Below are 25,756 nucleotides of genomic sequence, written 5' to 3' on the forward strand. Positions count from 1 at the left end.
ACCCGCAGACAGATTGCCGGGCAGTTCGTCGTCGAATCGGTCGTCATCGGCCTGCTGGGCGGGCTCATCGGCGCCTCGGTCGGTGTGCTCTCCGTCGTCCTGATATCCGTCGTCCAACAGTGGACACCCGTCCTCGACCCCCTCATCGCCACCGGCGGCGCACTCCTCGGCGCCGTCATCGGGCTGCTCGCCGGCGGTATTCCCGCCCTTCGAGCAAGCAAGATCGAACCGGTCACCGCGCTGAGAGGCGCGTAGGTGTCGCCCGAGGACGTGAGCTCATCGAGCCTGCGCCTCATCTCGAACAGTGGCGGAGTCGCCGCCTGACTCGTCCGGCTCGGTCGAGACCGGTCCACCCAGCGTCCAGGGGGACGAGGGCCCTGTCGGCCGTATCCGCGCGCCCGGTCCCTTCGAGACTCGTGAAAGACGAAGGGCGCCCCGCCGAAGCCGGAGCGCCCTTGCGGGGAGTCGATTTGCGTCAGGACCTGCGGCGATCGTCCTCCACGACCGACTGCACGCTGTCCGTCGCCGGGGTCTCGTCGTCGGCGCGCACCTCGTCGGCGGCGATCGCGATGTCGACCGCGGCGTCCTCCAGAGCGTCCGCGACCACGTCGCGCACGTCGCCACGCTCAGCGGCGGGAACGGCCTCTGCGGGGCGCTCGGGCTCGAGGCCGTCGGTCACGCGATCCACAGCGTCGATGTCCGCCCTCGAGTCGTTCGAGGCGACACGCTCGCGGGCCGCCCTCACCGTCTCATCGACGGCGGCCGCCGCGCCGGCGGCGACGTCCTTCGCCTTCGACACGGCGACGTCGACGGTCTCCGAGGCGCTTGCCGCGAGGTCCTTCGACCTCGCCACCGCGTCGTCGGCGACAGCGGAGGCGCGGGCCGCGGCATCCTTCGACCGGGCCCTCACATCGTCGGCCACCACGGAAGCACGAGCCTTCGCGTCGTCGGCGGCCGCCGACGTCCGGGCCTTCACATCATCAGCCACCGCCGAGGCGCGGGCCGCGGCATCCTTCGACCGGGCCTTGACGTCGTCGACGACCTCCGATGCACGGGCCGCGACGGCATCCGCCTTCTCTTCGGCCTCGTCGACGACGTCGCGGTCGAACGGACCGAAGACGCCGGTCACGACGACGTTCACGTCGATCTCTCCGCGCCCGAGGGGCTCCAGAGCGGAGCGGACCGCGGTGCGCACGGCGTCGGAGACCGCGTGCAGCTTGTGCGGGTAATCGACGACGAGCGAGACGGTCGCGGCGACCGAGCCCGTGCGGTCGGTGTCGATCTTGACGCCGGGGGCGGTGCGGGAGAGTCCGACGCGTTCGCGAACGGCGTCGGACGCGCGGCCCAGCAAGCTGCCGAGCGCGTGCACGCCGGGCACGGAACCCGCTGCCGTCGCGACAAGGGTCGCCGCCGCGTCCAGATCAGGTGGGTCGATGGTGGCATCGATGGTGGTCATGACGTCTCCTCGTGGGGGTGTCAGTGAACGCGGGTGTTGTCGCGCGCGAGTTTGGCGCGCAGACCCGTGTGGATGGAGATGTAGGCGCGCAGGTTCTGTCCGGTGAGCGTCGCCAGGTTGGTGACGAGGGTGTCGACGTGCTCGGCGACCTGTCGGGGTGAGGTGTTCTGGCGCGGGGTCACCGCGACGTGCAGCACCGACTCCCGGTTGACCTCGCCGGCGGTGACGCGGGAGGACAGGATCTCGTCGCGCTCGGCGAGAGCGTTCTTCAGCGCCTCCGAGGCGAAGCCGTCGGAGACCGTGATGCGGCCCTCGGCGCCCGCGCTGCCGGTGGACTGCAGCGGCGCGTGACGGCGACCGCGCACGGCCGACGACGCGATGACGATGAGGATGACGGCCAGCACAACAAAGGCGGCGACCGCACCCCAGCCGGCGGACTCGCGTCCGAGCGACTCGAGCCAGCCCTGGAAACCGCCCGTCACGGAGGTCCAGGTGTCGGTCCCTCCGGGCAGGAGGCCCACGGCGAGCGCGAGGGCGCCCGCGGCGAGCAGCACGACGGCGACCAGGAAGAGGACGAAGCGGTTCAGACCGCGACGCGTCGCATTCATCGGGACTCCTTGGTATCGGGACGCTCCACGCGCACGTGGGAACGCACGGCGGGCGTCAACTTGTAAGCGGCGATCTCCTCGTCGACGATGTGGCGCAGCTGCGCCTCGTCGACCGGGATGCCGACCGGCGGACGAACGGTCACATCGACCGAGCGGTGCGCGACGCCCACCACGATGTCGTCGCGCGCGATGCCGGACTCGTTGCTGAGGTGCTGGGCGATGGCGGATGCCACGACGCCGTTGTCGACGACGACGGCGCGCTCTCCCCACTGCATCTCGTGACGCGAGAGGCGGCCCGGCTTGAGGGCCAGGATGAGCACGAGCAGGCCGAGGACGGCCAGCACGACGCCGCCGACGATGAACGCGACGGGCATCAGGGCCGTGGGAGCGGCGACGACGGCGTTCAGAGCCTCGCCCGGGGCGACCAGCAGCGGCTGCGCGCCGACGAGGCTCAAGATGATCTCGACCGCGGCATACGCCAGGACGAGCAGCAGCAGCACGACCACGACGAGCATGGCCACGGTGCGGGGCGAATGGGTTTCGCGGCTCACGACGGTGCGGAGGACGGCGTCAGTCATCACAGCACTCGCTTTCGCTGGGGGGCGGAGGCGCCCGAGATGGTCAGGTCGACGCGCGAGATCTCGCGGCCGAACAGCCGGGTGAGGCGCGAACGCAGCTCGCTCTGGGCCGTGCGAGCGGCTTCGAGCACGGGGGTCGCGCCGCGCACGGCCTCGGTGTCGTCGAGGCGCGGCACCGGGAACGGCGAGGTGATCCGCACCGCGGCGGTGTCGCGGGCCGAGACGATCTCGACGTGCACGTTCTTGGCATCCACACCGATCACGTCGGCAGCAGCCCGTTCGGCCGTCTTCTGCAGAACGCGATCCGCGATGTGCACGCGGCCCGCGGGGAGGCCGGGGCCGGCAACCGCACGGTTGCCGGCCCCGGGGGAAGCGGTGACGGTGGTCACGATGTGCTCCGACCCTTGAAGGCGTTGACGATGTTGCCGAAGTCGAGTTCACCCGCCGTGATGCGGGCGACGACCACGCCGATCGCCATGAAGAGGGCGACGAGGACGAATCCCCAGAAGCCGAAGATCAGGGCGCTGAGGGCCAGGACGAGCCCGACGAGGGCGCCCTTCGTCGTGGCGCTCACTGAACGCGCTTTTCGTTGCTGTCGTCGTCGTTGTTGTCGTCGCCCGGGATGTGGACGTCGTTCACGTCGACGTTGACCTCGACGACCTCGAGACCGACGAGGCGGTTGATGGCACCGGCGACGCGCGAGCGAACCTGGTCGGCGACCTCCTGGATGGGGGCACCGTACTCGACGACGATGGTGATGTCGGCGGCGGCCTGCGACTCGCCGACCTCGACCTTGACGCCCTGCGTCAGGTCGGTGGCGTTGATCGCGTCACGGATGGCACCGAGCGCACGGGCTCCGCCGCCACCGAGCGCGTACACGCCGGAGACCTCACGGGCCGCGATCCCGGCGACCTTGGCGACGACGCCCTCGGCGATCGTCGTCTTGCCCTCGGTGTGGGCGTCCTGTCCGCGGGCGTTCAGGGGACGGTTCACGCGCGACGCCGCCTGGGGAACGTTCTGGGCGGCGGGGGTGGTGTTCTCAGCCATGTCGATGCCTTTCGGAGTTCGTGACCCGGAAGCTCCGGGGTAGGTATTTCGACCTACATGACTAAGACGTACCGGGTCGGGTTAACGTCACGTCGGACTTGAAAAAACTTCCGAGATCTGTATTCGCGCGAATAGGGATGCGCGTCGCGACCGCGACGGCAGGTGATCCGGGGAGCGGAGGATGCCGCAGGGCCGGGCAATCCTCCCGTCGCCGGATCACCTCCCCCACGCGACCCGGTGTCGGCGGCCCGGCGTACGCTTCCCCCATGTCCCTCTTCCCTCCCCGCGGGCGCGACTGACATGGGCCGTCTCACCACGTCTCGTCGCGTCACGCGCATCACCCTCGAGGGCGTGAACCGCCAGCGACCGGATGCCATCGCGGTCGAAGAACCGCTCGAGATCCGCGTCGCGGGCTCCCCCCTGGCCGTGACCATGCGCACGCCGGGCCACGACGTCGAGCTGGCCGCCGGCTTCCTCGTGTCGGAGGGCGTGCTCAGCCGGGGCGACCAGTTCGCCCGCGCGATCCACTGCGGGGGGCCGGGCACCGGCGGCGCCGACGGCAACACCTACAACGTGCTCGACCTCACGCTCGCGCCGGGTGTCGCCCTTCCCTCCCCCGACATCGCGCGGTCGTTCTACACGACGAGCTCGTGCGGGGTGTGCGGCACGGCGTCCATCGAGGCGGTCGAGAAGGTGTCGACCTACGACGTGTCGACCGACCCGCTGACGGTGTCGGCGCACGACGTGGCGGCCTTCCCCGACCGGCTGCGCGAACAGCAGAAGACCTTCGACAAGACCGGCGGGCTGCACGGCGCGGCCCTCTTCGACGTGGCGAGCGGGGAGCTGCTCGTCGCCCGCGAAGACGTGGGGCGACACAACGCCGTCGACAAGGTGGTCGGGTGGGCGCTGCTGAACGACCGATTGCCGCTCCGGGGAACCGTGCTGCAGGTCTCGGGCCGCGTCAGCTTCGAGCTGGTGCAGAAGGCCGTGATGGCCGGCATCCCGATGCTCTCCGCCGTCTCGGCCCCCTCCTCCCTCGCGATCGAGCTGGCCGAGCGCGCGGGTCTCACCCTCGCGGCGTTCGTGCGCGGGTCGAGCATGAACCTGTACACGCGGGCGAATCGCATCGTCGCGCCGTCCACAACCCCGGCGGAGCACGAGACCGCGAGCGTACGCTGACGACCGGATGCCACGAGCCCGGCGCCATGACCACCGGAGGGTCGACATGGGTGAGTCCTTTGGACTGATGACCGAGAAGCCACGTCAGGGAGGCCTCGGGCCGCAGGTCGACGGGGACTGGTCGAGCACGGGTGCCTACGAGCATCCCGCCGCCGGCTGGGGCGCCGCCCTCACCGTGGGCAAGGTGCTGCTCGAACAGCGCCAGCCCCTCGCCGGCACCAAGGCGATGTTCACGATGAACCACCCGAAGAGCGGCTTCGACTGCCCCGGATGCGCATGGCCCGACGACAAGGGCGTCGCCCTCGACATCTGCGAGAACGGCATCAAGCACGTCACGTGGGAGATGACGCACAAGCGGGTCGGCAAGGAGTTCTTCGCCGAACACTCCGTGACGGAGCTGTCGCAGTGGAGCGATTTCGAGCTGGAGGATGCCGGACGCCTCGCCGGTCCGATGGCGTACGACGCCGAGACCGACCACTACGTGCCCATCTCGTGGAACGACGCGTTCCGCCTGATCGCGCAGCACCTCACGGCGCTGGAATCCCCCGATCAGGCTGCTTTCTACACCTCCGGCCGCCTCAGCAACGAAGCGTCGTTCCTGTACCAGCTGTTCGCCCGCGAACTCGGGACCAACAACCTCCCCGACTGCTCCAACATGTGCCATGAAGGCTCGGGTCGCGGGCTCACGGCATCCCTCGCCACGGGCAAAGGGACCGCCGACCTCGAGGACTGGGCGTCGTGCGACGCGCTGTTCGTGCTGGGCGTGAACGCCGCCTCGAACGCCCCGCGCATGCTCACGAGCCTCGCCGAGGCCATCGACCGCGGCGCGCAGGTCGTGCACGTCAATCCGCTGCGCGAGGTGGCGGGGACCCGCACGATCGTGCCGCACGAGATCGTCGACATGGCGACGTTCCACAGCACCCCGACCAGCACGATGAACTTGCAGGTGCGCCCGGGAGGCGACCTCGCGCTCGTGCGCGGCATGGCCAAGGTCGTCTTCGAGGCCTCCGAGACCGACCCCACCGCCCTCGACCAGGCGTTCCTCGACGAGTACACGAGTGGGCTCGACGAGTACCGCTCGCTGGTCGAGGCCACGGACTGGGACCAGCTCGTCGAGCAGGCCGGCCTCACCGAGGCCGAGATCCGCGCCGCAGCAGCCGTCTACCTCGCCTCCGAACGGTGCGTCATCAGCTGGTGCCTGGGCGTCAGCCAGCACCAGCACGGCGTCGACACCGTGCGCGAGATCGTCAACCTGCTGCTCCTGCGCGGCAACGTCGGACGCACGGGCACCGGCCCCTCTCCCGTCCGCGGCCACAGCAACGTGCAGGGCAACCGCACGTGCGGTATCAACCACAAGCCCACCGAGGAGTGGCTCGCGAAGCTCGACGAGGTCTGCGGCATCACCTCCCCGCGCGAGCCCGGTCTCGACACCGTGCACACGGTCGCGGCGCTGCACCGCGGCGACCTCAAGGTCTTCCTCGGCATGGGCGGCAACTTCGTCCGCGCCGCCCCCGACACCACGCTCACCGCCGAGGGCATGGGGCGCTGCGAGCTCACCGCGCACGTCAGCACCAAGCTGAACCGCAGCCACCTCACCCACGGGAAACAGGCGCTGATCCTCCCGTGCCTCGGACGCACCGAGCGCGACGTGCAAGAGGCGGGTCCGCAGTCGATCTCGACCGAGGATGCCATGAGCTCCGTCATGCTCTCGCTCGGCTCCCGACGCCCGGCGTCGCCGCACCTGCTGAGCGAGCCCGAGATCATCGCCCGCATTGCCCGTGCGTCGATGCCGGACTCCGCGACGCCGTGGGAGTGGTACGTGGGCGACTACGACCGCATCCGCGACACGATGGCGAAGGTCCTCCCCGGATTCGAGGGGTTCAACGAACTCGTGCGCCAGCACTACGGTTTCCGCGTCCCGCAGCCCGCGCGCGAGCGCGACTTCCGCACGCCGTCGGGCAAGGCCGAATTCTCGCGGGCCGATCTGCCGAACGTCATCCCCGCGGAGGCCGACGTGCTGGTGCTGCAGACCATGCGCTCGCACGACCAGTGGAACACCACGATCTACTCGGCCGACGACCGCTACCGCGGGGTCCGGAACATCCGCGAGCTGGTGTTCATGAATCGGCGCGACATGAAGGAGCGCGATATCGCCGAGGGCGACCTGGTCGACATCGTCGCCACCTCTCGCGACGGGTCTGTGCGCAGCGTCACGGCCTTCCGGGCGCTTCAGTACGACACCCCGCGCGGGAGCGCCGCCGGGTACTTCCCCGAGCTGAACGTGCTGCTCGGCCCCGACGACTACAGCCGCCAGAGCGACCAGCCGTTGATGAAGGACATCCGCGTGCGGATCGCGAAGACCGCGGGCTGACGCGCCCCGCGTGCGCGGTGGGGCGCACCGCACGGGGCTCCGCGGCGCTCAGCGGCTCGAGCGCCGCGCCCATCGGGGCGCGCGCTCGGGCCGTGGACCCATCCCGATCAGGTACGCGGGGATCGCGCTGAGCATCGGCAGACGCCTCAGCAGGCTCGCCATGCCCCGGGGCAGTCTCAGGGGCCGTCCGTCGCGGATGACGGGGGCGATCACCCGCGCGTGCAGGATGCGCTGCACGCCTTGGATGATCACGGTCGGCAGACGTCGGCGCCGCTGCACACGCGCGATCACGCGACCGGATCCCGTGCCCGAGAGCGCACCCCGACGTAACGGCTCGGCCAGCAGTCGCGCCGTGGCCACGGCGTCCTGAACGGCGAGGTTGATGCCCACTCCTCCCATCGGCGACATCGCATGTGCGGCGTCGCCGATGCACAGGACGCCGTTCGCGTGCCAGCGGCGGAGCCGGTTCAGCTGCACGTCGAGGTGTTTCACGTCGTCGATCGAGGCGATCGCACGTGCGTCGCCGGCGAGTTCGGGCAGCAACTCCGCGGAGAGGGCGCGCACGGCGTCGACACCGCCTGCGCGCAGCGCGGCATCCGTGCCCTTCTTCCCGATCAGAGCCATCTGCACATAGCCGCGCCGCGGGATCGCGATGCACATGCGGCGCCCGACCGCCCGCGGAACAAGGGCGTCATCGAGGTGGTGAGCGGTGTCGATGCGGTACCACCAGATGTCGAACGGCACGGGGAAGTCGCACGCGGGGAGATCGAGAGCCCGGCGGACGACCGACCACCGTCCATCGCACGCCACCGTCAGGTCGGCGAGCAGTTCCCCGTCGCCGTCGGGCGAGGTATAGCGCACACCGCGCACGCGGCCGCCGCCGCGCACGACGTCGGTGACCTCGTGCCGGGTCAGGAGCGTGAACGACGGTTCCTCCTGCGCTGCCTCGGCGAGCATGTCGAGCAGATCCCACTGCGGCACCATCGCGATGTAGCGATGCGGTGCCCGCACGCGACCCATGTCGGCGAGCACGACCTCCCGTCCGTCGGGGCCGGGGAGCCGGAACCGCGTCACGCGCGATTGCGGTAGGCGATCGAACCGGTCGAACAGTCCCAGCTCGTCGAGCAGCCGCAACGTCGAGGGATGAACCGTGTCGCCTCGGAAGTCGCGGAGGAAGTCGGCGTGCTTCTCGAGCACGGTGACCCGGATGCCGCCACGCGCGAGCAGCAGGCCGAGCACCATGCCGGCGGGACCGCCGCCGGCGATGACGCACGTGGTGCGGTGGGGCTCATCGGCCATGTCCGTCCTTCCGACGCGGGCCATTCTGCTCCCCGAACGCGGCGTCGGCCAGCCCGCGGGTCGAGGAGTCTCCGCCCGGGCCGCTCAGGGATGAAAAGCGGCGAGAGCCTTCCCCGTGGCGGCACGGACGGCGTCCGCGGGGTGTGAGAGTGCCCGCTGCCTGCCGACGACGTCGACCAGCGCGACGACGCCTGTGCCCCGCACCTCGTCCGCGACGATGCCCGCGACGACCACCGACCGCACGCCATGCGACGCGGCGAGCGCGAGCACATGCCCCGGCCCCTTGCCCGCGAGGCTCGTGGCATCGAACGCCCCCTCCCCGGTGACCACGAGATCGGCCGCGGCGACGGCGGTCTCGAGCGCGAGGACGCCGGCGATATAGGCCGCGCCGTCGACGAGGTCGGCGCCCGCCGCGAACAACGCCCCCGACAGCCCGCCGGCGGCTCCCGTGCGCGGTGCGCTCCGCGGGTCGCGGCCGAACCGGACGGCGAGGCCGTCGGCATCCGCCCCGAGCCTGACGGTGAGCCGCTCGACCGATGCCGGATCCGCGCCCTTCTGCGGCCCGAACACCCGGGCCGCGTCGTCGAACGTCACGGTCGTGTCGGTCAGCACGACGACCCGCCCCGGCGCGAACGGCACGAGGTCGCCCAGCGCCTCGATCGCGCCGCGGCCGCCGTCGGTGGTCGCCGACCCGCCCATGCCCACGACGATCCGCTCGGCTCCCGCGTCGATCGCTCGAGCGACGAGTTCGCCGACGCCGCGGGTGGTGGCGCCCCACGGATCGTTCCCCTCCGCTCCGCCGGCGAGCACGAGCCCGGATGCCGCGGCCGACTCGATCACGGCGAGCCCGCCGTCGAGGCGCCAGGCGGCGTCGACCGGTCTCCCCAGGGGCCCGGTCACGGTGGCGTGGCGGTTCGCTCCCCCGAGCGCGTCGAGGGTCCCGTCGCCGCCGTCGGCCATGGGGATCACCGTCAGCACCGCATCGGGCCATCGCTCGCGAACGGCCGAGGCCATTGCATCCGCCGCCTCAGCCGCGGTGAGCGTGCCCTTGAACTTGTCGGGGGCGATGACCACGCGCACGGGGCACCTCCGTTGGGGAGCGGGTGTGTGCACCCTACCGCCGCGCGGAGATCGCGTCGGCGGGGCGGACGGGGTGGGAATGGGTGTCCGGGACGGGGAGCCGGGACGGTGAGCCGCGGGACGGGAGGCGGGACGGGGAGGCGGGACGGTGAGCCGGGACGGGAGGCGGGGAGGCGGGACGCGGAGGCGTCGGGGCGGCTCCCGCGGTGCACAACCTCAGCGATTCGCACGATCTCAGCCCGGATGCCGCGAATCGGACTGACCCTGCGCAGATCGCTGACCTTGCGCACCCACCGCACCCCGGCCTCCGCCCGACACCCGGTCCCACCCGACCCCGGCCCCACGCTCGGCCTCGGGTCTCCCCCACCACCGGCCCCCACTCGACCCGGCCCCGGGCAATGTCGGCGCGCCCAACTAGACTGACTCCCGTCCGGCCCCTGCGATCTTGGAGCTCAGCCGCGTGACCACCCCGAACCCCGCCGCCCGTACAGCTCTTGCTGACACCGTCGACAACGCGATCGCGACGCCCGAGAAGGATCAGCCGTACGGCGCCCTCGGTCTCAAGAGCGACGAGTACGCCCAGATCCGCGAGATCCTAGGCCGCCGCCCCACCAGTGGCGAGCTGGCGATGTACTCCGTCATGTGGAGCGAACACTGCTCCTACAAGTCGAGCAAGATCTACCTCCGTCAGTTCGGCCAGAAGGTCAGCGACGAGATGAAGACCCGCCTCATGGTGGGCATGGGCCAGAACGCCGGCGTCGTCGACGTGGGCGACGGCTGGGCGGTCACCTTCAAGGTGGAGTCGCACAACCACCCGAGCTACATCGAGCCGTTCCAGGGCGCGGCGACCGGGGTCGGCGGCATCGTCCGCGACATCATCTCGATGGGCGCGCGCCCCGTCGCGATCATGGACCAGCTGCGCTTCGGCGCCATCGACCACCCCGACACCCCGCGCGTCGTGCACGGTGTCACCAGCGGCATCTCGTTCTACGGCAACTGCCTGGGCCTGCCCAACATCGGCGGCGAGACGGTGTTCGACGCGGTCTACCAGGGCAACCCGCTCGTCAACGCCCTCGCGGTCGGCGTCATGCGCCACGAAGACATCAAGCTCGCCAATGCCACCGGCGTGGGCAACAAGGTCGTGCTCTTCGGCGCCCGCACGGGCGGCGACGGCATCGGCGGCGCGAGCATCCTGGCATCCGACACCTTCGCCGACGGCGGTCCCACCAAGCGCCCCGCGGTGCAGGTGGGCGACCCGTTCGCCGAGAAGGTGCTCATCGAGTGCTGCCTCGAGCTGTACAAAGACGACCTCGTCGAGGCCATTCAAGACCTCGGAGCCGCGGGCATCTCGTGCGCCACGAGTGAGCTCGCCGCCAACGGCGACAGCGGCATGAAGGTCGAACTCTCGAAGGTGCTGCTGCGCGACCCCTCGCTCACGCCCGAAGAGATCCTCATGTCGGAGTCGCAGGAGCGCATGATGGCGATCGTCGCGCCCGAGAAGCTCGACGCGTTCCTCGCCGTCGTCGGCAAGTGGGACGTCGAGACGAGCGTGCTCGGCGAGGTCACCGGCGACGGTCGCCTCGTCATCGACTGGTACGGCGAGCGCATCGTCGACGTCGACCCCTCGACCGTCGCGGTCGACGGCCCGGTCTACGAGCGCCCGGTCGCCTATCCCACGTGGATCGACGCGCTCAACGACGACTCCTCCGCGACGCTGCCCCGCGCCACCGACAACGAGGTGTTGCGCGAGCAGTTCACGACGCTCGTGGCGAGCCCCAACCTCGCCGACACCTCGTGGATCACCAATCAGTACGATTACTACGTGCTCGGCAACACGGCGCTGAGCTTCCCCGACGACGCCGGCATGATCCGCGTCGACGAAGAGACCGGCCTCGGCTTCGCCATCGCCACCGACTGCAACGGCCGCTACAACCAGCTCGACCCCTACAACGGCGCGAAGCTCGCCCTGGCCGAGGCGTACCGCAACGTCGCCGTCACGGGTGCCGTGCCCACGGCCGTCACCGACTGCCTCAACTTCGGCAGCCCCGAGAACCCCGAGGTCATGTGGCAGTTCAGCCAGGCCGTCGAGGGTCTGAGCGATGGATGCCTCGAGCTCGGCATCCCGGTCACGGGCGGCAACGTCTCGTTCTACAACCAGACCGGTGACCAGCCGATCCACCCGACCCCCGTCGTGGGCGTCCTGGGCATCATCGACGACGTCGCCGCGCGCATCCCCAGCGGCTGGCAGGATGCCGGCGAGAACCTCTACCTGCTCGGCACCACCGCCGACGAGCTCGACGGTTCGCAGTGGGCCGGCACCATCCACGACCACCTCGGCGGTCGCCCCCCGAAGGTCGACCTCGCGCAGGAGCGCAAGCTGGCCGAGCTGCTGCAGGCCGCCGGGTCCCAGTCGCTCGTGTCGAGCGCGCACGACCTGTCGTCGGGCGGGCTCGCACAGACCCTCGCCGAGGGCGTCATGCGCTTCGGCGTCGGCGCGCGCGTGTGGCTGACCGAGCTGATGGAGCGTGACGGCGTGGATGCCACGGCCGCCCTCTTCAGCGAGTCGACCGGCCGCGTGCTGGTCAGCGTGCCCCGCGAAGAGGACGTCAAGTTCCGGGGCCTCTGCAACGGCCGTGGCTACCCGGTGCTGCGCATCGGCGTGACCGACGTCGAGCCGGGCACCGAGGCATCCCTCGAGATCCAGGATGTGTTCACCGTCGCCCTGTCGGAGCTGCGCCGCCTGTCGAACGAGACGCTGCCCGCGGTCTTCGGTCCCACCGTCTCGGAGCCCGTGGCCTGACGCCGCAGGGCTCGCGCCGAACTGCTCCCGACACGTACCGATCGATCACCCCGAAGAGAGGAGACGCGCGATGACCGATGACGACGACGACATGACCGTGTTCAGCGACCAGCGCCAGAAGCGCGTCAAGATCACCGCGTGGGTCGTGATCGCCGCCCTCGTCCTCACCGGTGGCGGCGCCACCGTCATCTCGCTGCTCCTCGGCTGAGGACGCGCGCGGCCGTTCGACACGGAGCGGGCGAGCGGCGACCTCCGACACGGATGGAGCTCCGGCGGCGACGCGCGACGCGGAGGAGCTCCGGCGACGATGCCCGACGCGGAGGAGCTCCGGCGGCGATGCCCGACACGCAGCCGGCGTGCCGGCCGACACCCGGCATGCCGAGCGGACACCCGGTACGGAACCCGCCTCCCGGCCGACACCCGGCACGCCGAGCGGACACCCGATACCGAGCCGACCTCGCCGGCGACACCCGGCGCACGTCCGGCCTCCCCGGCGACACCCGGCACACGCCAGGCCTCCCCTGCGACACCCGGCACACGCCAGGCCTCCCCTGCGACACCCGGCACACGCCCAGCCTCCCCGGCGACACCCGGCACACGCCCAGCCTCCCCGGCGACACCCCGGCACACGCCAGGCCTCCCCGGGGACACCTCCGGTGCGTCAGTACTGGACGAGCGGGCGGACCTCGACCGTGCCGTACAGCGGCGCGCGGCGCGCGTAGGCCGAGGCGGTATCGAGACCGTCGACCTCGAGCAGGTAGTACCCCGCCAGGGCCGGTGACGGTTCCAGCGCGGCATCCGGTTCGGCGGAGATCGACGTGACGACCGTTCGTGCGTCGACGGGTTCGGCGAAGTGGCCCGAATCGGTGAGCACTCCGTCGCCGCGCAGCACCTGTTCGAACTCGGCCCAGGCGGCGTAGTCGGCGGCGTCACCGCCGCCGGAGTAGCTGTCGTCCGACCACATCAGCAGCATGACCTTCATCCCGACCTCCCTCAGTTGCGCCCACCCTCCCACAGACTGCGCGACAGGGCACGTGCCGCGGCCTGTCCGCCGAGGGGGGCGAGGCGATCCGTGCCGGCGGTTGCCACCCCGTCCGCGCGTGAAACAGCCCGACGCCCGGCGCGATGTCAGTGGCCCGACGTAGCATGGGAGCGTGGAACCACTGGTGATCTTTCTCACCGAGTGGTGGTGGATCGGCCCCGCAGCGGCCGGTGCCGGCACACTCGGCTGGGTCGGCGTGCGCCGAACCCGCCAGCGCGCTCTGCCCGCCGGTGCCACCTCGACCGGCGACCGTGCGGCCCGCGCCTGGGCCTCGCGCCCCCTCGGCAAGGCCGCCGCGCGTCGCCTCGAGCTGGATGCCGCCCAGCTCGACCTGCAGATCGCCCGAAACGCCGTCACCCGCGGCCGGGCCGACGTGAAGGTCGCCGACGCCGAGGTGGTGCGCGCTCAGGCCGAGCGGGCGGCATCCCGGGTCTCGGCCGACGCGGTCACAGCCGCACGCGCGCGTCTCGTCGACGCGCAGCGTGATCTGCGCGCGGCGGCCGCCGAGGTCCGCGCGCGGCGCGCCGGGGTCAAGGCTGCCAAGGCCATGCTCCCCGCCATCCGCTCGGGCAGCGCTCCGCTGCCCGTGGTGCACGTCCTCGCCCAGCACGACGCGATCCTCGCGCGGTGGATGGCCTACGAGACCGACCCGGGCCTCGCGATCGACTTCCCCGCCATGAGCGACTCGCGCTCCCCTCTTCTCGCAGAGTTCCTACGGGCGCACGAGCGAGCCCAGTGGCTGCGCCCCGCGTCGGCGCAGACCCGCCTCGAGCCGGCCGAGTTCCTCGCCTACCGCGACGCCGTTCGCCGCACCTCGCACGCGTTCGATCGTGCCGAGCGGGCGGCCCGTCACAGTGGCGGACAGCCGAGCGTCGAGGGCAATGACGCCTGGAGCCGGGTGGCATCCGATCTCGCCGAGACCGCCCAGCGCGCCCTGGCCCGCTCGATGGATTCGATGGGCCGCGCCGCGGCCGACAAATGGACCGAGCGCGCCGCGAAACGCACGCAGAAGAAGAGCCCGGATGCCGGGCCTCGCGCGCCCCAGGAGAGCCCGATCTGGCCGCCCCCCGCACGAGACCGGCCGAGTCCGCCCGCATCCTGAGAGAGCGAGAGCCCGGCGGCGTAGCATGGCGCCGTGAATGAGTTCTGGACCTTCGCCGGACATTACTGGTGGCTCGTGTTCCCGGTCTTCGGGATGACGATGGGCGCCATCAACGCGCGCGTGAAGCACCGCGAAGTCACCGCCCGGCGCCGCCACCGCGAGCAGCTGGAGTTGTTGAAGGCCCAAGGGTCCGTTCCGGCACCCGCGGCGATCATCGAGTCGGCACCGCCGACGGGCGAGGTCGGCCTGCAAGGACGTGTGGTCGCCGCGCAGGACGAGGTCACGCACCGCTGGCTCGAGTACGAGCTCGACGCGACGAAGCTCATCACCTACCCCGCGATGAGCGACGGACGCCAGCCGCTGACGGCCGCGTTCCTGCGTGCCAAGAAAGCGGCCGACAAGCTGCGCCCGGATGAGGGCGAGACCCTCTCGTCGGAGCGCCTCAGGGAGTACCGCGACGCCGTCACCGACTACGAGGTCGCCTTCGACGTGGCCGAGCGCGACGCTCGACGCGTGAAAGACGCCGCCTTCACCGCCGACGAACGCAAGCGTCTCGACACCGCCAAGCAACTGCTCATCGTCGCGACCGACCAGGCCGCGACGCCGAACGAGCGCCAGCTGGCGTACCGCCGCGTGCGCGAAGAGCTCGACGGGCTCATCCTCCTCTCCGACGAGGCCGTCGACGTGCTGGAGAAGAAGGTCGCGCTCGAACTCCCCCGCACACCGAGCGTCCCGGCATCCCCGCCACCCGAGCCGGCGGTCTGACGGGCGACTGCCCGTCCCGGGTCTCGCAGAATGGCGCCGTTCTCGCACTCTTCGAGCGGGACTCTGCGAGATGCGCACGGATCTGCGAGGCGCCGTCACCTCGCCCAACGCCCCACAGCCCGCGGCACAAAGCCCCACCCCCCCTCGGCCCGCGGCGCAAGGCCCGTGGCCTGCGAAGCATTCATGGACACGGCCCGGCCGCGTCACCGCTTCCGGCGGATCCGTACCGGCCCCCGCGCCGTCGTCACGTCGACCACTTCGCCCTTCTGCGTCACCTCGACCTCGCCGAGGCCCACCAGTTCGTGGGCAGCGTCGCGCGCCGGCTGCATGAGATCGCGCCAGTCGTCGCCCCCGACGGCGCGCGCGGCCTCGGAGGGACAGATCGTCTTGTCGGCGTCGCGCGCGGCCAGCAGGTCGCGGATGGATGCCACGAGCCGCGGGTCTGCACCAGATGACGGGGCCATCTGTCCAGTGTCCCTCCGCGGCTCGGCGTCGGGGTCAGAATGACCCGGTGATCACCGAGCGCCACGCCCCCGGCCTCCCCGGCCGCGCCGTCATCGCGCAACGCTGGAATCGCGCCGTGTTCGTGCACTGGCGGGTCGATCCGGCCGAGGTCGCGCCCCTTCTGCCCCCGGGCACGCGTCCCGACGTCCACGACGGCTCCGCCTGGGTCGGACTCGTGCCGTTCGTGCTGAGCGAGTTCCGCTTCCTCCCGCTGCCGCCGGTGCCCCTTCTCGGCACCTTCACCGAGATCAACGTGCGCACCTACGCGATCGACGAGGAGGGGCGACGCGGAGTCGTCTTCCGCACCCTCGAGGCCGAACACCTGGCTCCCGTACTCGCCGCTCGGGCGTTGTTCGGCCTCCCCTACCGGTGGGCTCGCGCCGGGGTGCGCACCGACGGCTCTCGCATCGAGTTCCGGTCGCGGCGCCACGGGGGTCGGCATCCGGGTACGCGCCTGCGCGCGACCCTTGGCTCCGAGACGGTCGACACGCCCCTGTCGCGCTTCGTCACCGCCCGCTGGGGGTTCCACGAGCGGCACCTCGGGCGCACGATCTGGGCGGCGAACACGCACGAGCCGTGGCCCCTCGTCTCCGCCGAGCTCGACGACCTCGACGACGACCTCGTCGCCGATTCCGGCTTCCCCCAGCTCGCCGGGCGCGCGCCGGATTCGGTGCTGGCGATGCCGGAGGGCCACCCCGGGTTCATCACCCGGTTCACGGGCGCCCACGCGATCGGGTGACCCACGACGGCGGGGCGGTGCGATGACCGCAGGATGACGGTCTCCTCGCAGAATCCCGGCAGAAAAGTGCGAGCAAACGCCCGTTCTGCGAGGACGCGCACAACGGCCCCCTCCGAACGAAGGGGGCCGCCGCGAAGCGGAGCGTCAGCTGCGCTGCGTCGAGAACGCGGCCGGGTTCTGCTCGAGCCACGCGTCCACGGCCTCGGCCTCGCGGCCCTCGCCGAACTCGTTGACGACGAGGTCTTCGAGCGAGCCGTACTGCTCGTCGTCGAGCTGGATGCCGGCGATGAGCTCGGCGGCATCCGGGTACTTTTCGGCGAAGCCGGACGTACCGAGGAAGTGCAGCGCCTCGGGCTCGCCCATCAGCCCCTGGGGGTCTGCGAGGTCCTTGACATCGTAGGCGTCATTGGCCCAGAACGGACGCCACAGCGTCACCGCGATGTCCTTCTGCGCCGCGATCGCGTTGTCGAGCTCCGTGAGCATCGCCGCGGTCGACGAGGTGACGAGCTCGAAGTCCGCGTCGAGGCCGTAGCCGGGCAGCATCGTCTCCTGCGTCTGCTTCGTGAGACCCGCGCCCGGCTCGATGCCGTAGATGCGGCCGTCGAAGCGCGCGGCATCGGCCGCGAGCTGGTCGATCGAGTCGATGTCGACGTAGCTCGGCACGGCGATCGTGAGCTTGGCGGCGTCGTAGTACGCGCCGAGGTCTTCGATCTCGTCGCCGTAGGTGTCCATGTACGACTTGTGCGTGAGCTCGGGCCAGGCCGAGGGGTAGATGTCGACGTCGCCCTGCGCGAGGCCGGTGTACAGCGGACCGGCCTCGGTGAGCGTCTGCATCTCGACCGTGTAGCCCAGCTTCTCGAGCTGGTCCTCGAGCAGGTAGGCGGTGCTGAGGCCGTCGGTCCACGAGGGCAGGAAGCCGAGGGTGATCGTGCCCTTGTCTCCGCCACCGCCGTTTCCGCCTTCGGCCTGGTTGCCGCTGGCGCAGCCGGCGAGCGCGAGGGCGCCGACGGTGCTGAGAGCGAGGGCGGTGGTGAGGTGTCGCGTGTTCATTGCGTTGTTCTCTTCCTGAACGTCAGTGATTTGCGTAGTTCTCCCGCGCGAGGTGCCAAGATCTGTCGCTTCGGCAGGTGGCGAAGCGACAAATCCTGGCGACTCACACGCGGAAGAAGGGGGGATGCCGGGGGCTCAGCGCCCCGACGACACCGGTGCGCGGCGCGGCGAGGCCTTCTCGCGTTCGGCCTCACGTGCGGCATCCGCCGCGGCCGCGTCGGCGTGCGGGGCCGCGGTGGCCCCCGCCGTGACGACATCGGCGGGACGCGCCGCGCGGCGTCGGGCGAGCACGCCCAGCAGCGAGGAACCGTTGTCGGCCCGGTTGCCGAGCGCGGCGGTGAGGCGGTCGAGATACACAGCCAGCACGACCACACTGAGCCCCGCCTCGACGCCCTTGGGGAGGTTGACGGTCGAGATGGACTGCACGACCTCCTTGCCGAGGCCGTCGGCGCCGACGATGCCGGCCACGACCGCCATCGACAGCGCGAGCATGATGACCTGGTTGACCCCCGCCATGATCGTGGGCATCGCGAGCGGCAACTGGATGCCGCGGAGGATCTGCCCCGGGGTGGCGCCGAAGGCGTGTCCGGCCTCGACCGTCTCGGAGTCCACGCCGCGGATGCCGAGCTCGGTCAGCCGCACGCCCGGGGGCAGCGCGAAGATGACGGTGGAGACGACACCGGGTACGACGCCGATGCTGAAGAACGTGATCGCCGGGATCAGGTAGACGAAGGCGGGCATCGTCTGCATGAAGTCGAGGATCGGCTTCAGCACGGCGCGCACGGTGGGGTTGCGCGCCGACCAGATGCCGAGCGGCACCGAGATCGCCACGGCGACGACCGTCGCGACGAGCACGAGCGCGAGCGTCTGCATGGCGGTCACCCACTGCCCCATGGCGAGGATGAGCGCGAAGCCGATCACCGTGCCGAGCGCGAGCTTCCACGAACGCAACAGCCAGGCGAGCAGCGCCGCGACGACGATCACGACGACGATCGGTGCGGCCAGCAGCACGTCGCTGAGTCCGCCGACGAGGAAGCGGACGGTGACGGCGATGACGTCGAAGACGCCCGCGAGGTTGTCGCGGAGCCAGTCCACACCGGCGTCCACCCAGGAGCCGACCGGGAGGCGGAAGCCATCCATCAGCGCACCCCCTGAATTCCGGATGCCGCGGCTCCGCCGGCGACACCGCGAGAACCCGAGGTCGACGCGAACGCCGCGCCTTCGGCATCCGGGTCACCGTCCGCGGCCTCGAGCGCCGCGTCGATCTCGGCGGAGGGAAGGGGCTGGGGCAGCACGGTGAGCTCCTCGGTGGAGGTGGGTCCGGGTCCGAGCGCGGCCAGGAGGGTGACGCGCGGGATGACGCCCGTCAGGCGCCCGTCCGCGTCGAGCACGGCAAGGGGGAGGGGCGACTCGACCGACGGCACGAAGAGGTTCATCAGCACGTCGTCTTCGCGGACGCTCTGCGGCAGAGGCTTGAGCGTGCCGCGCAGCGAGTTCTCCCCCGCGCGCACGAGCTTGATGGCATCCCGATCGGTGATGATGCCGAGCGGCTTGCGGTCGCGGTCGGTGACGTACACGGCCGACATGTACGCGTCGCGCATGTGCCGGAGCGCGACGCGCGGGCCGGCCGAGGCGTCGACGCGCGGACGCGCGCGCTCCATGACGTTGCCGGCGGTGAGCACGCGGGCGCGGTCGACGTCCTGCACGAACTGCTCGACGTAGTCGTTCGCCGGGTCGGTGAGGATGTCCTCGGGCGTCCCGATCTGCACGATGCGCCCGTCGCGCATGACGGCGATGCGGTCGCCGAGGAACATCGCCTCGTTGAGGTCATGGGTGATGAAGACGATGGTCTTCTTCAGCGTCCGCTGCAGTTCGAGCAGCTGCTCCTGCATCTCGCGCCGGATGAGCGGGTCGAGGGCGCTGAAGGCCTCGTCCATCAGCAGGATGTCGGTGTCGGCGGCGAGGGCGCGGGCGATGCCCACACGCTGCTGCATACCGCCCGACAGGGCCGAGGGGAGCTTGTCGCCCCATCCCTCGAGGCCGACGAGGGCGAGGATCTCGTTCGCCTTGGCGAGGCGCGCGGTCTTGCCGACGCCGCGGAGCTCGAGCGGATACGCGACGTTCGCCGCGACCGTGCGGTGCGGCAGCAGCGCGAAGTGCTGGAACACCATCGCGAGGCGGTCGCGGCGCAGGGAGCGCAGGCGCGCGGCGCCGACACCGGTGAGGGCGTCGCCCTGCACCTCGACGGTTCCCGCGGTGGCCTCGTGCAGCCCGTTCAGCATGCGGATGATGGTGGACTTGCCGGAGCCGGAGAGGCCCATGATGACGAAGATCTCGCCGGGCTGGACGTCGAAGCTCGCGTCGATGACGGCGGCGGTCCCGTGGTCGGAGATCTCGTCGCGTCGGGCGCCGGAGCGGAGTCTGTCGACGGCGGCCTGGGGGGCGCGGCCGAAGACCTTGTAGAGGTTCTTCGCCGCGAGGGCAGGTTTCGCGGAAGCGGGGGTCGTCGGGGCGGGCCTCGTGGAGGCGGGCGTCTGCAGGGCAGGCGGATGGGTCACTGTGTGCACCTCAGCGGCCTTCGGGTGGCCGCAGCGGTCACGCCCGGGTGGCAGCCGTCGGCGCCCTCCGGGGGGTGGAGCGCGTCGGCACCGGACATCGGGTCCGGCACCCTGGCCGCCGACCGTACGCTCGCGGAACCGACTCCCCCGAGACGGCACCCGCGACCGCGGACTGGTCGGGTGGGCGGCCCTCAACGGGCCTGAACCAACGTTTCACGCTGATCAATCGGCTGGCAAATCGCGCAGCGTCTTGCGATTCCGGATGCCGTGTGGCACGCGGGCGCGTGTGCGTCGACGTTTCGCGGATGCCGTTCGGGGAGCCGCGCGTGCGTCGTCCCGGGCGTGTCACACCGCTGCTCCGTCACCGTCGACGGGGCGGCCCGCCCCCGCGCGACGCCTCAGTCGGCGTGCGGCTGCGCGGCGGCGGAACGGTGGTGGCGGATGACCTCGGCGACGACGAAGTTGAACCACTTCTCAGCGAACGCCGGGTCGAGATCGGCGTCTTCGGCCAGGCGCATGAGTCGGGCGATCTGCTGCTCCTCGCGCGCGGGATCGGAGGCCGGCATCCCGTGCTTCGCCTTCAGCACCCCGACCTGCTTCGTGCAGCGGAAACGTTCGGCGAGGAGGAAGATCAGCGCGGCGTCGATGTTGTCGATGCTGCCGCGCAACCCCTGCAGGATCGTCGAGGGATCGGCGTCGGTCATGTGTCCTCCCAAATCGCTCCGACCTTACCGTGCCGACGATGCGGCGTCCGCCGCGACCCGGGAGTCCTACAGTGTGACCATGAGCCGATCGACGCGTCCCGATCCCACCGCCGCGGGCGCCGAGGCGGGAGCCGCCACGTCTCGCGACAAGCCGGTCTGGTCGGCCATCGCCCGACCCTACCCGGCGGGGTTCTTCCTCACCCTCGGCGGGTTGACGGCCTTCCTTCTCGCGATCGCGCTGAGCAAGCTGTCGACCGTCCTCATCTACATCGCGATCGCCCTCTTCGTGGCCCTCGCGCTCGACCCCCTCGTGCGCATGCTCGTGCGCCGCGGCCTGTCGCGAGCGTGGTCGATCCTGATCGTGTTCGGCGGACTGGCGCTCATCCTCGCCGGCTCGCTGTGGCTGCTGATCCCGCCGGTGGTTCGTCAGGTCGAGCAGTTCGTCGGCGACATCCCGTCCTTCGTCAACGACCTCATCGACAGCGACGCCGTGCGCTGGGTCGAGGCCAACTTCGGCGACAGCCTCGGCGACGTGCTGAAAGAGGTGCAGAGCTTCGCGACCAACCCGGCCAACATCGCCGCGATCGGCGGCGGCCTGCTCCAGGTCGGCATCACGATCGGCACCTTCATCTCGGGCGCCATCATCGTGCTCGTGCTGAGCCTGTACTTCCTGGCATCCCTGCCCCGCATGAAGAACAGCCTCGTGCGGCTCACCCCCGCGCGCAGCCGCGCGACGGTCTCCGACATGACCGGGCAGATCACGGATTCGGTCGGTGGCTACCTCGCGGGCATGGTCGTCCTGGCGCTGTGCAACGCCGTCTTCGCGTTCATCGTGCTGACCATCCTGCAGCAGCCGTTCGCGGCGCTGCTCGCGGCCCTGGCGTTCGGGATCACGCTGATCCCGCTCGTCGGCTCGGTGCTGTTCTGGGCGACGGCCACGGTGTTCACCCTGATCGTGAGCCCGACCGCCGGACTCATCTTCGCGATCGTCTACCTCGTGTACATGCAGATCGAGGCATATCTGCTGACGCCCCGCGTGATGAACCGCACCATCTCGGTGCCCGGCGCCCTCGTCGTGATCGGCGCGCTCGTCGGCGGCACCCTGCTCGGCCTGCTGGGGGCCCTCGTCGCGATACCCGTCACGGCGTCCATCCTGCTCATCATCAAGCAGATCGTCATCCCGCGTCAGGATGCCAAGAAGTAGGCGAGCGCCCGCTCTACGAGAAATAGAGCCTCTCGGCGTTACCCGCGAGGACGGCATCCGTCCCCTCGGGCCCGACGCGGTCGTCCGCCCACGCGGTGACCGCCTCGAGCCACGCGTGCGGGCGGCGACGTTCCGACACCGGCCAGTCACCGCCGTATACGAGGCGATCCGGGCCGAAGGCCTCGAGGGCGATGTCGAGGAACGGCTCGATCTGGGCGCGCGTCCAGGGCCCCCGTGACTCGGCCGGCAGACCCGAGAGCTTGACCCGCACCGACGGGCGCCGTGCGAGGTCGACGAGGTCCTGATGCCAGCGCGAACCTCGAGGGTCGACCGGGCGCGCGCCGCTGCCCACCTCGGGCTTGCCGAGATGGTCGAGCACGACGTCGAGCTCGGGCACCGCGTCCGCGAGGGCCGCGACCTCGCCGAGTGCATCGGAGCGCACGCAGGCGTCGAACGCGAGTCGTCGCTCGGCGAGGAGTTTCGCGCCCTCGACGAAAGCGGCGCCGCTCGTGAATCCGGCGGGCTCATCCTGCAGCAAGCGCCTCACCCCGACGACCTGAGGGTGGGCGGACAAGCGGTCGATCGTGTCGAGTTCGAGCGCCCCGCGCTCGAGACGAGCGTGGGCGACGATCCCTCGCACGCCGCAGTCGGGCGCGAGAGAGGACACCCACGCGACCTCGTCGAGGGCCTGCTCCGCGTCGCACTCCGCCTGGACGAAGACGTATTCGTCCGGGGCGGAACGCCCTCGCCACGCCTCCCGCAGCTCTTCGGGCCCGTGGAGCGCATCGAGTTCACCCTCGAGCCAGGTGTACGACAGGCGCGTGGGGTCCCACAGGTGCAGGTGGGTGTCGACGACGCGTGTGCGGGTCCCGGTCCCCTGCGTCGGACCGACGATCGGATGTCTGCGCTGCATGCGTGCAGTATGGCGCAGGTCCGGTGACCCGCCGCCCGCCCCGAGTCGGCGCGCCCGTGCGGTCCGGCCTCACGCAGGACGGGGGCGAAGCGCGTGCGATGATCTGGTCACCGACGTCGACATGACCGGAGAACCCCATGAGCGCCCCCTATCGTCACCTCGCCTCGACGGGCGGTGTCTTCTCGCTCATCCGCGACGGTCTGGCTCGGTCCCGCTCGGATCTCTCCCGGCTGACCGGCCTGGCGCCGTCGACCATCACGCTGCGCGTGGACGAGCTGCTCGCCCTGGGCGTCATCGAAGAAGCGGGCGAGACCGCCTCGCGGGGCGGCCGTCGTCCGCGCAACCTCGCCCTCGCGCGCGATGGTCGGGTCATCGCCGGGATCGACCTCGGGGCCGCGCACGCCACGATCATCCTCGAAGACCTCCGCGAGACCCGCGTGGCCCGTCATCGGGTGAGCCTCGACATCTCCCGGGCGCCCGAGGTGGTCCTGCGCGGCATCCATCGGGAGGTCCTCTCGCTCGTCGAAGCGGCCGGGGAGGCCGTGACCCTGGCGGGCATCGGACTCGCAGTCCCCGGGCCGGTCGGCGTACCGGACGGCCGGATCATCTCGCCCTCGCGGATGCCGGGATGGAACGGCATCGACGCCTCGGCGATCCTCGGCGGCATCGCGGGGGTTCCCGTGCGCTGCGAAAACGACGCGAACGCCATGGCTCTCGGCGAGCACATCGCCGGAGGTCGACGGGCGCGGAACATGCTCGTCGTGAAAGCGGGCTCGAGCATCGGCGTCGGCATCATCGTCGAGGGCGCCCTGTACCGCGGAGCAACGGGAGTGGCGGGCGACGTCTCGCACATCGCCGTCGCCGGCTCCACGGTGGCGTGCGCCTGCGGTCGCGTGGGCTGCCTCGACGCCATCGCGGGTGGTCGCGCCATCGGTGAAGCCATGACCGCGGGCGGCATCCGCGTCGACGATGTGGCCGAGCTGTCGGACCTCGCCCGCAACGGGCATCCGCTCGCCACCCGGCTCCTGCGCGAGGCGGGTCTGCGCACCGGCAGCGTGCTGGCCACGGTCGTGGGCTTCTTCAATCCGGAACGGCTCGTGCTCGGCGGCATCATCGCCACCACCGACGCCTTCGTGGCGGGGGTGCGCTCGAGCATCTACGACCTCTGCCTCCCCCTGTCGACCTCGTCCCTCGAGGTGTCGGCGTCGGTGGAGGGCTGGGACATCGGTGCGCGCGGCGCCGCCCTTCTCGTTCGCGACGAGCTGCTCTCGGCAGCCTCCATCGACGATCTGACACGCGTGAGCGTCTGACTTATTTCACGTATTGAAGTCAAAATACCGACTTCATCCGATCTGTGTAACAAGTGCGTTAAGGAACGAAGCCGCGTGGTCCAGCGCCGCTAGCCTCCCGACAAGACCCAATCATCCGATGTCTCTCGGCTGTCGGAGGACCCGACTTCGCAGCCTCTCCCGAAAGGAACCCCATGCACAAGAAACGGATCGCCTTCGCGGGCCTCATCGCCGTCGCGGCGATGGGCTTCACCGCCTGCGCCTCCGGCGGCAACGCGGCCGACGGCGGCAAGACCACCATCGTCTGGAACATGTGGGCCGGTGACACCGAGTCCGAGCAGAAGCTCAAGGACCAGATGGCCGTCGCCCAGAACCTCGTCGGCGACGACATCGACATCGAGCTGCAAACGGCGCCCTGGGCCGACTACTTCACGAAGTTGAACGCCAACATGGCGTCGGGCAAGGTCGCCTGCGTCACGGGCATGAACGGTCAGCGCCTCGCCGGCTACACCGAGGTGTTCGACGAGCTCACCGACGACGACCTGTCGACGATGGGCATCTCGCGCGACGCGTACAACCCGGGCGCCCTGAGCGTCATGGAGAACAACGGCACGCTGTACGGCCTGCCCTACGACACCGCCGCGATGCTGCTGTTCTACAACGCCGACCTGTTCGCCCAGGCGGGCGCCGCGCTGCCCACCAACGACTGGACCATCGACGACTTCGAGAAGGCCGCGAGCGACATCACCGCCAAGGCCGGCGCGAAGGGCTTCGCCGTCTCGGTCGACGAGTTCCAGTGGCTCTCGCTCCCGATGGCCCAGAGCGGTCTGCAGCCCGTCGACGAGTCCGGCGCGCTCGACATGACCAACGCCGACTTCGTCGAGGCAGCCGCCCGCTACGGCGACCTCGTCACCCAGCTCGGTGTCTCCGACGCGGTCCCCTCCGCCTCCGACTCGGCCTGGACGACGACGCAGTTCGAGAACGGCAAGGCCGCGATGATCATCGAGGGCACCTGGATGGCATCCACCCTCACCAGCGCCGACCTCGGCTTCACGGCGGGCGCGGTGCGCATCCCCCGCGGCGACGACGGCGCCTACGGCGTCGCCCTGGGTTCGGGGTACGGCATCGCCGCGAACTGCGAGAACAAGGAAGCCGCCCTCAAGGTGCTCGGCGCCCTCTCGAGCCCCGACGTGCAGTCGGTGATCGCGGCGCAGGGTGGGTACCCGGCGCAGCTCGCCAGCCAGCCCGAGTTCTTCACCGCGCTTCCGGATGCCACCCGCGAGAACCTCTCCGAGGCGTTCACCGCCGCGTTCGACGGGGCCGTCGCCCAGCGCGTCACCGACCAGTGGACGCAGGTCGCGACCGCGATGCCGAACGAGCTCGTGAGCGTCTACACGGGTCAGGCGACCATGTCGTCTGTGCTCGAGGGCCTCGAAGCCCGCTTCGGCGAGTAAGCCCCTCCGGGGAG

26 protein-coding genes are annotated in these 25,756 nt (G+C 70.8%); 11 read left to right on the top strand and 15 right to left on the bottom strand.

The window, feature by feature from the left end; all coding sequences use genetic code 11:
- Positions 1-255 (top strand): ABC transporter permease (locus tag MT347_RS15235; protein ID WP_243502151.1); only part of this gene is annotated, 255 nt, incomplete at its 5' end.
- 220 nt (positions 256-475) lie between these two features.
- Here MT347_RS15235 and MT347_RS15240 read toward each other — a convergent pair.
- Genes MT347_RS15240 through MT347_RS15265 form a run of 6 tightly spaced genes read right to left on the bottom strand, consistent with a single transcriptional unit; the run spans position 476 to position 3,689 of the window.
- Positions 476-1,456, bottom strand: a complete 981-nt coding sequence (locus MT347_RS15240; protein ID WP_243502152.1) for an Asp23/Gls24 family envelope stress response protein — start codon at positions 1,454-1,456, stop codon at positions 476-478.
- Between the two features lie 20 nt (positions 1,457-1,476).
- On the bottom strand, positions 1,477-2,064 hold the full coding sequence (locus MT347_RS15245) for a hypothetical protein (RefSeq protein ID WP_243502153.1): 588 nt from the start codon (positions 2,062-2,064) through the stop codon (positions 1,477-1,479).
- Complete coding sequence (locus MT347_RS15250) at positions 2,061-2,642, bottom strand: DUF6286 domain-containing protein (RefSeq protein ID WP_243502154.1); 582 nt, start codon at positions 2,640-2,642, stop codon at positions 2,061-2,063. Before MT347_RS15250 ends, MT347_RS15245 begins: the two co-directional genes overlap by 4 nt.
- On the bottom strand, positions 2,642-3,031 hold the full coding sequence (locus MT347_RS15255) for an alkaline shock response membrane anchor protein AmaP (RefSeq protein ID WP_243502155.1): 390 nt from the start codon (positions 3,029-3,031) through the stop codon (positions 2,642-2,644). The genes MT347_RS15250 and MT347_RS15255 overlap by 1 nt, the downstream gene beginning before the upstream one ends.
- Positions 3,028-3,216 (bottom strand): DUF2273 domain-containing protein, encoded by a 189-nt coding sequence (locus MT347_RS15260; protein ID WP_243502156.1) that lies wholly within the window; start codon positions 3,214-3,216, stop codon positions 3,028-3,030. Before MT347_RS15260 ends, MT347_RS15255 begins: the two co-directional genes overlap by 4 nt.
- A complete protein-coding gene (locus MT347_RS15265) occupies positions 3,213-3,689 on the bottom strand; it encodes an Asp23/Gls24 family envelope stress response protein (RefSeq protein WP_243502157.1) in 477 nt (158 codons plus the stop codon). Before MT347_RS15265 ends, MT347_RS15260 begins: the two co-directional genes overlap by 4 nt.
- A gap of 300 nt (positions 3,690-3,989) precedes the next feature.
- Between MT347_RS15265 and fdhD the strand changes: the two genes are divergently transcribed.
- Both fdhD and MT347_RS15275 read left to right on the top strand, forming a co-directional pair.
- The gene (gene fdhD, locus MT347_RS15270) at positions 3,990-4,868 is read left to right on the top strand and encodes a formate dehydrogenase accessory sulfurtransferase FdhD (RefSeq protein WP_243502158.1); all 879 of its coding nucleotides are present in this window, start codon (positions 3,990-3,992) and stop codon (positions 4,866-4,868) included.
- Positions 4,869-4,935: 67 nt separating this feature from the next.
- On the top strand, positions 4,936-7,239 hold the full coding sequence (locus MT347_RS15275; RefSeq protein WP_243502159.1) for an FdhF/YdeP family oxidoreductase: 2,304 nt from the start codon (positions 4,936-4,938) through the stop codon (positions 7,237-7,239).
- Positions 7,240-7,287: 48 nt separating this feature from the next.
- On the opposite strand, the gene MT347_RS15280 is transcribed toward MT347_RS15275, so the two are convergent.
- Positions 7,288-8,538, bottom strand: a complete 1,251-nt coding sequence (locus MT347_RS15280; RefSeq protein ID WP_243502160.1) for an FAD-dependent oxidoreductase — start codon at positions 8,536-8,538, stop codon at positions 7,288-7,290.
- An 84-nt stretch (positions 8,539-8,622) separates the two neighbouring features.
- Positions 8,623-9,618, bottom strand: coding sequence for a glycerate kinase (locus tag MT347_RS18465; RefSeq protein ID WP_243502161.1), 996 nt, complete (start codon positions 9,616-9,618; stop codon positions 8,623-8,625).
- Between the two features lie 460 nt (positions 9,619-10,078).
- Between MT347_RS18465 and purL the strand changes: the two genes are divergently transcribed.
- Complete coding sequence (purL, locus tag MT347_RS15290; protein WP_243502162.1) at positions 10,079-12,418, top strand: phosphoribosylformylglycinamidine synthase subunit PurL; 2,340 nt, start codon at positions 10,079-10,081, stop codon at positions 12,416-12,418.
- A gap of 70 nt (positions 12,419-12,488) precedes the next feature.
- Complete coding sequence (locus tag MT347_RS15295) at positions 12,489-12,626, top strand: hypothetical protein (protein ID WP_243502163.1); 138 nt, start codon at positions 12,489-12,491, stop codon at positions 12,624-12,626.
- Between the two features lie 453 nt (positions 12,627-13,079).
- On the opposite strand, the gene MT347_RS15300 is transcribed toward MT347_RS15295, so the two are convergent.
- Positions 13,080-13,400, bottom strand: coding sequence for a YciI family protein (locus MT347_RS15300; RefSeq protein WP_243502164.1), 321 nt, complete (start codon positions 13,398-13,400; stop codon positions 13,080-13,082).
- 172 nt (positions 13,401-13,572) lie between these two features.
- Here MT347_RS15300 and MT347_RS15305 point away from each other — a divergent pair, with 172 nt between their 5' ends.
- Both MT347_RS15305 and MT347_RS15310 read left to right on the top strand, forming a co-directional pair.
- Entirely contained in the window at positions 13,573-14,562 is a 990-nt protein-coding gene (locus tag MT347_RS15305; RefSeq protein WP_243502165.1) for a hypothetical protein, read from the top strand.
- A 33-nt stretch (positions 14,563-14,595) separates the two neighbouring features.
- The gene (locus MT347_RS15310) at positions 14,596-15,327 is read left to right on the top strand and encodes a hypothetical protein (protein WP_243502166.1); all 732 of its coding nucleotides are present in this window, start codon (positions 14,596-14,598) and stop codon (positions 15,325-15,327) included.
- A gap of 203 nt (positions 15,328-15,530) precedes the next feature.
- On the opposite strand, the gene MT347_RS15315 is transcribed toward MT347_RS15310, so the two are convergent.
- Positions 15,531-15,791: a DUF3253 domain-containing protein gene (locus tag MT347_RS15315; RefSeq protein WP_243502167.1), complete on the bottom strand. Its 261-nt coding sequence runs from the start codon at positions 15,789-15,791 to the stop codon at positions 15,531-15,533.
- A gap of 47 nt (positions 15,792-15,838) precedes the next feature.
- Between MT347_RS15315 and MT347_RS15320 the strand changes: the two genes are divergently transcribed.
- Positions 15,839-16,570 (top strand): YqjF family protein, encoded by a 732-nt coding sequence (locus tag MT347_RS15320; RefSeq protein WP_243502168.1) that lies wholly within the window; start codon positions 15,839-15,841, stop codon positions 16,568-16,570.
- A gap of 144 nt (positions 16,571-16,714) precedes the next feature.
- Here the strand turns inward: MT347_RS15320 and MT347_RS15325 are convergent, their stop codons facing one another.
- The 4 genes from MT347_RS15325 to MT347_RS15340 all read right to left on the bottom strand — a co-directional run bounded on the left by MT347_RS15325 (position 16,715) and on the right by MT347_RS15340 (position 20,882).
- Complete coding sequence (locus tag MT347_RS15325; RefSeq protein ID WP_243502169.1) at positions 16,715-17,620, bottom strand: glycine betaine ABC transporter substrate-binding protein; 906 nt, start codon at positions 17,618-17,620, stop codon at positions 16,715-16,717.
- A gap of 135 nt (positions 17,621-17,755) precedes the next feature.
- Positions 17,756-18,760 carry a proline/glycine betaine ABC transporter permease gene (locus MT347_RS15330; RefSeq protein WP_243502170.1) on the bottom strand — a complete coding sequence of 335 codons (1,005 nt, stop codon included), beginning with the start codon at positions 18,758-18,760 and terminating at the stop codon, positions 17,756-17,758.
- A complete protein-coding gene (locus MT347_RS15335) occupies positions 18,760-20,160 on the bottom strand; it encodes a glycine betaine/L-proline ABC transporter ATP-binding protein (RefSeq protein ID WP_243502226.1) in 1,401 nt (466 codons plus the stop codon). The genes MT347_RS15330 and MT347_RS15335 overlap by 1 nt, the downstream gene beginning before the upstream one ends.
- Positions 20,161-20,576: 416 nt before the next feature.
- Positions 20,577-20,882 (bottom strand): chorismate mutase, encoded by a 306-nt coding sequence (locus MT347_RS15340; protein WP_243502171.1) that lies wholly within the window; start codon positions 20,880-20,882, stop codon positions 20,577-20,579.
- Between the two features lie 79 nt (positions 20,883-20,961).
- Here MT347_RS15340 and MT347_RS15345 point away from each other — a divergent pair, with 79 nt between their 5' ends.
- On the top strand, positions 20,962-22,086 hold the full coding sequence (locus MT347_RS15345; RefSeq protein WP_243502172.1) for an AI-2E family transporter: 1,125 nt from the start codon (positions 20,962-20,964) through the stop codon (positions 22,084-22,086).
- Positions 22,087-22,099: 13 nt separating this feature from the next.
- On the opposite strand, the gene MT347_RS15350 is transcribed toward MT347_RS15345, so the two are convergent.
- On the bottom strand, positions 22,100-22,999 hold the full coding sequence (locus tag MT347_RS15350; RefSeq protein WP_243502173.1) for an amidohydrolase: 900 nt from the start codon (positions 22,997-22,999) through the stop codon (positions 22,100-22,102).
- Between the two features lie 137 nt (positions 23,000-23,136).
- On the opposite strand from MT347_RS15350, the gene MT347_RS15355 reads away from it, so the two are divergent.
- Together MT347_RS15355 and MT347_RS15360 are read left to right on the top strand one after the other, a co-directional pair.
- Complete coding sequence (locus MT347_RS15355; protein WP_243502174.1) at positions 23,137-24,309, top strand: ROK family protein; 1,173 nt, start codon at positions 23,137-23,139, stop codon at positions 24,307-24,309.
- A gap of 173 nt (positions 24,310-24,482) precedes the next feature.
- The gene (locus tag MT347_RS15360) at positions 24,483-25,742 is read left to right on the top strand and encodes an ABC transporter substrate-binding protein (protein WP_243502175.1); all 1,260 of its coding nucleotides are present in this window, start codon (positions 24,483-24,485) and stop codon (positions 25,740-25,742) included.
- The last annotated feature ends 14 nt before the right edge of the window (positions 25,743-25,756 follow it).

Origin of the sequence: Microbacterium sp. VKM Ac-2923, from assembly GCF_022815605.1 — a bacterium.
GTDB lineage: Bacteria > Actinomycetota > Actinomycetes > Actinomycetales > Microbacteriaceae > Microbacterium.

Excerpts from the sequence above, each read along its gene's own strand:
- MT347_RS15240 (WP_243502152.1), bottom strand. The coding sequence starts at position 1,456 with ATGACCACCATCGATGCCACCATCGACCCACCTGATCTGGACGCGGCG.
- MT347_RS15245 (WP_243502153.1), bottom strand. The coding sequence starts at position 2,064 with ATGAATGCGACGCGTCGCGGTCTGAACCGCTTCGTCCTCTTCCTGGTC.
- MT347_RS15250 (WP_243502154.1), bottom strand. The coding sequence starts at position 2,642 with ATGACTGACGCCGTCCTCCGCACCGTCGTGAGCCGCGAAACCCATTCG.
- MT347_RS15265 (WP_243502157.1), bottom strand. The coding sequence starts at position 3,689 with ATGGCTGAGAACACCACCCCCGCCGCCCAGAACGTTCCCCAGGCGGCG.
- fdhD (WP_243502158.1), top strand. The coding sequence starts at position 3,990 with ATGGGCCGTCTCACCACGTCTCGTCGCGTCACGCGCATCACCCTCGAG.
- MT347_RS15275 (WP_243502159.1), top strand. The coding sequence starts at position 4,936 with ATGACCGAGAAGCCACGTCAGGGAGGCCTCGGGCCGCAGGTCGACGGG.
- MT347_RS15280 (WP_243502160.1), bottom strand. The coding sequence starts at position 8,538 with ATGGCCGATGAGCCCCACCGCACCACGTGCGTCATCGCCGGCGGCGGT.
- MT347_RS15295 (WP_243502163.1), top strand. The coding sequence starts at position 12,489 with ATGACCGATGACGACGACGACATGACCGTGTTCAGCGACCAGCGCCAG.
- MT347_RS15300 (WP_243502164.1), bottom strand. The coding sequence starts at position 13,400 with ATGAAGGTCATGCTGCTGATGTGGTCGGACGACAGCTACTCCGGCGGC.
- MT347_RS15315 (WP_243502167.1), bottom strand. The coding sequence starts at position 15,791 with ATGGCCCCGTCATCTGGTGCAGACCCGCGGCTCGTGGCATCCATCCGC.
- MT347_RS15325 (WP_243502169.1), bottom strand. The coding sequence starts at position 17,620 with ATGAACACGCGACACCTCACCACCGCCCTCGCTCTCAGCACCGTCGGC.
- MT347_RS15330 (WP_243502170.1), bottom strand. The coding sequence starts at position 18,760 with ATGGATGGCTTCCGCCTCCCGGTCGGCTCCTGGGTGGACGCCGGTGTG.
- MT347_RS15340 (WP_243502171.1), bottom strand. The coding sequence starts at position 20,882 with ATGACCGACGCCGATCCCTCGACGATCCTGCAGGGGTTGCGCGGCAGC.
- MT347_RS15345 (WP_243502172.1), top strand. The coding sequence starts at position 20,962 with ATGAGCCGATCGACGCGTCCCGATCCCACCGCCGCGGGCGCCGAGGCG.
- MT347_RS15350 (WP_243502173.1), bottom strand. The coding sequence starts at position 22,999 with ATGCAGCGCAGACATCCGATCGTCGGTCCGACGCAGGGGACCGGGACC.
- MT347_RS15355 (WP_243502174.1), top strand. The coding sequence starts at position 23,137 with ATGAGCGCCCCCTATCGTCACCTCGCCTCGACGGGCGGTGTCTTCTCG.
- MT347_RS15360 (WP_243502175.1), top strand. The coding sequence starts at position 24,483 with ATGCACAAGAAACGGATCGCCTTCGCGGGCCTCATCGCCGTCGCGGCG.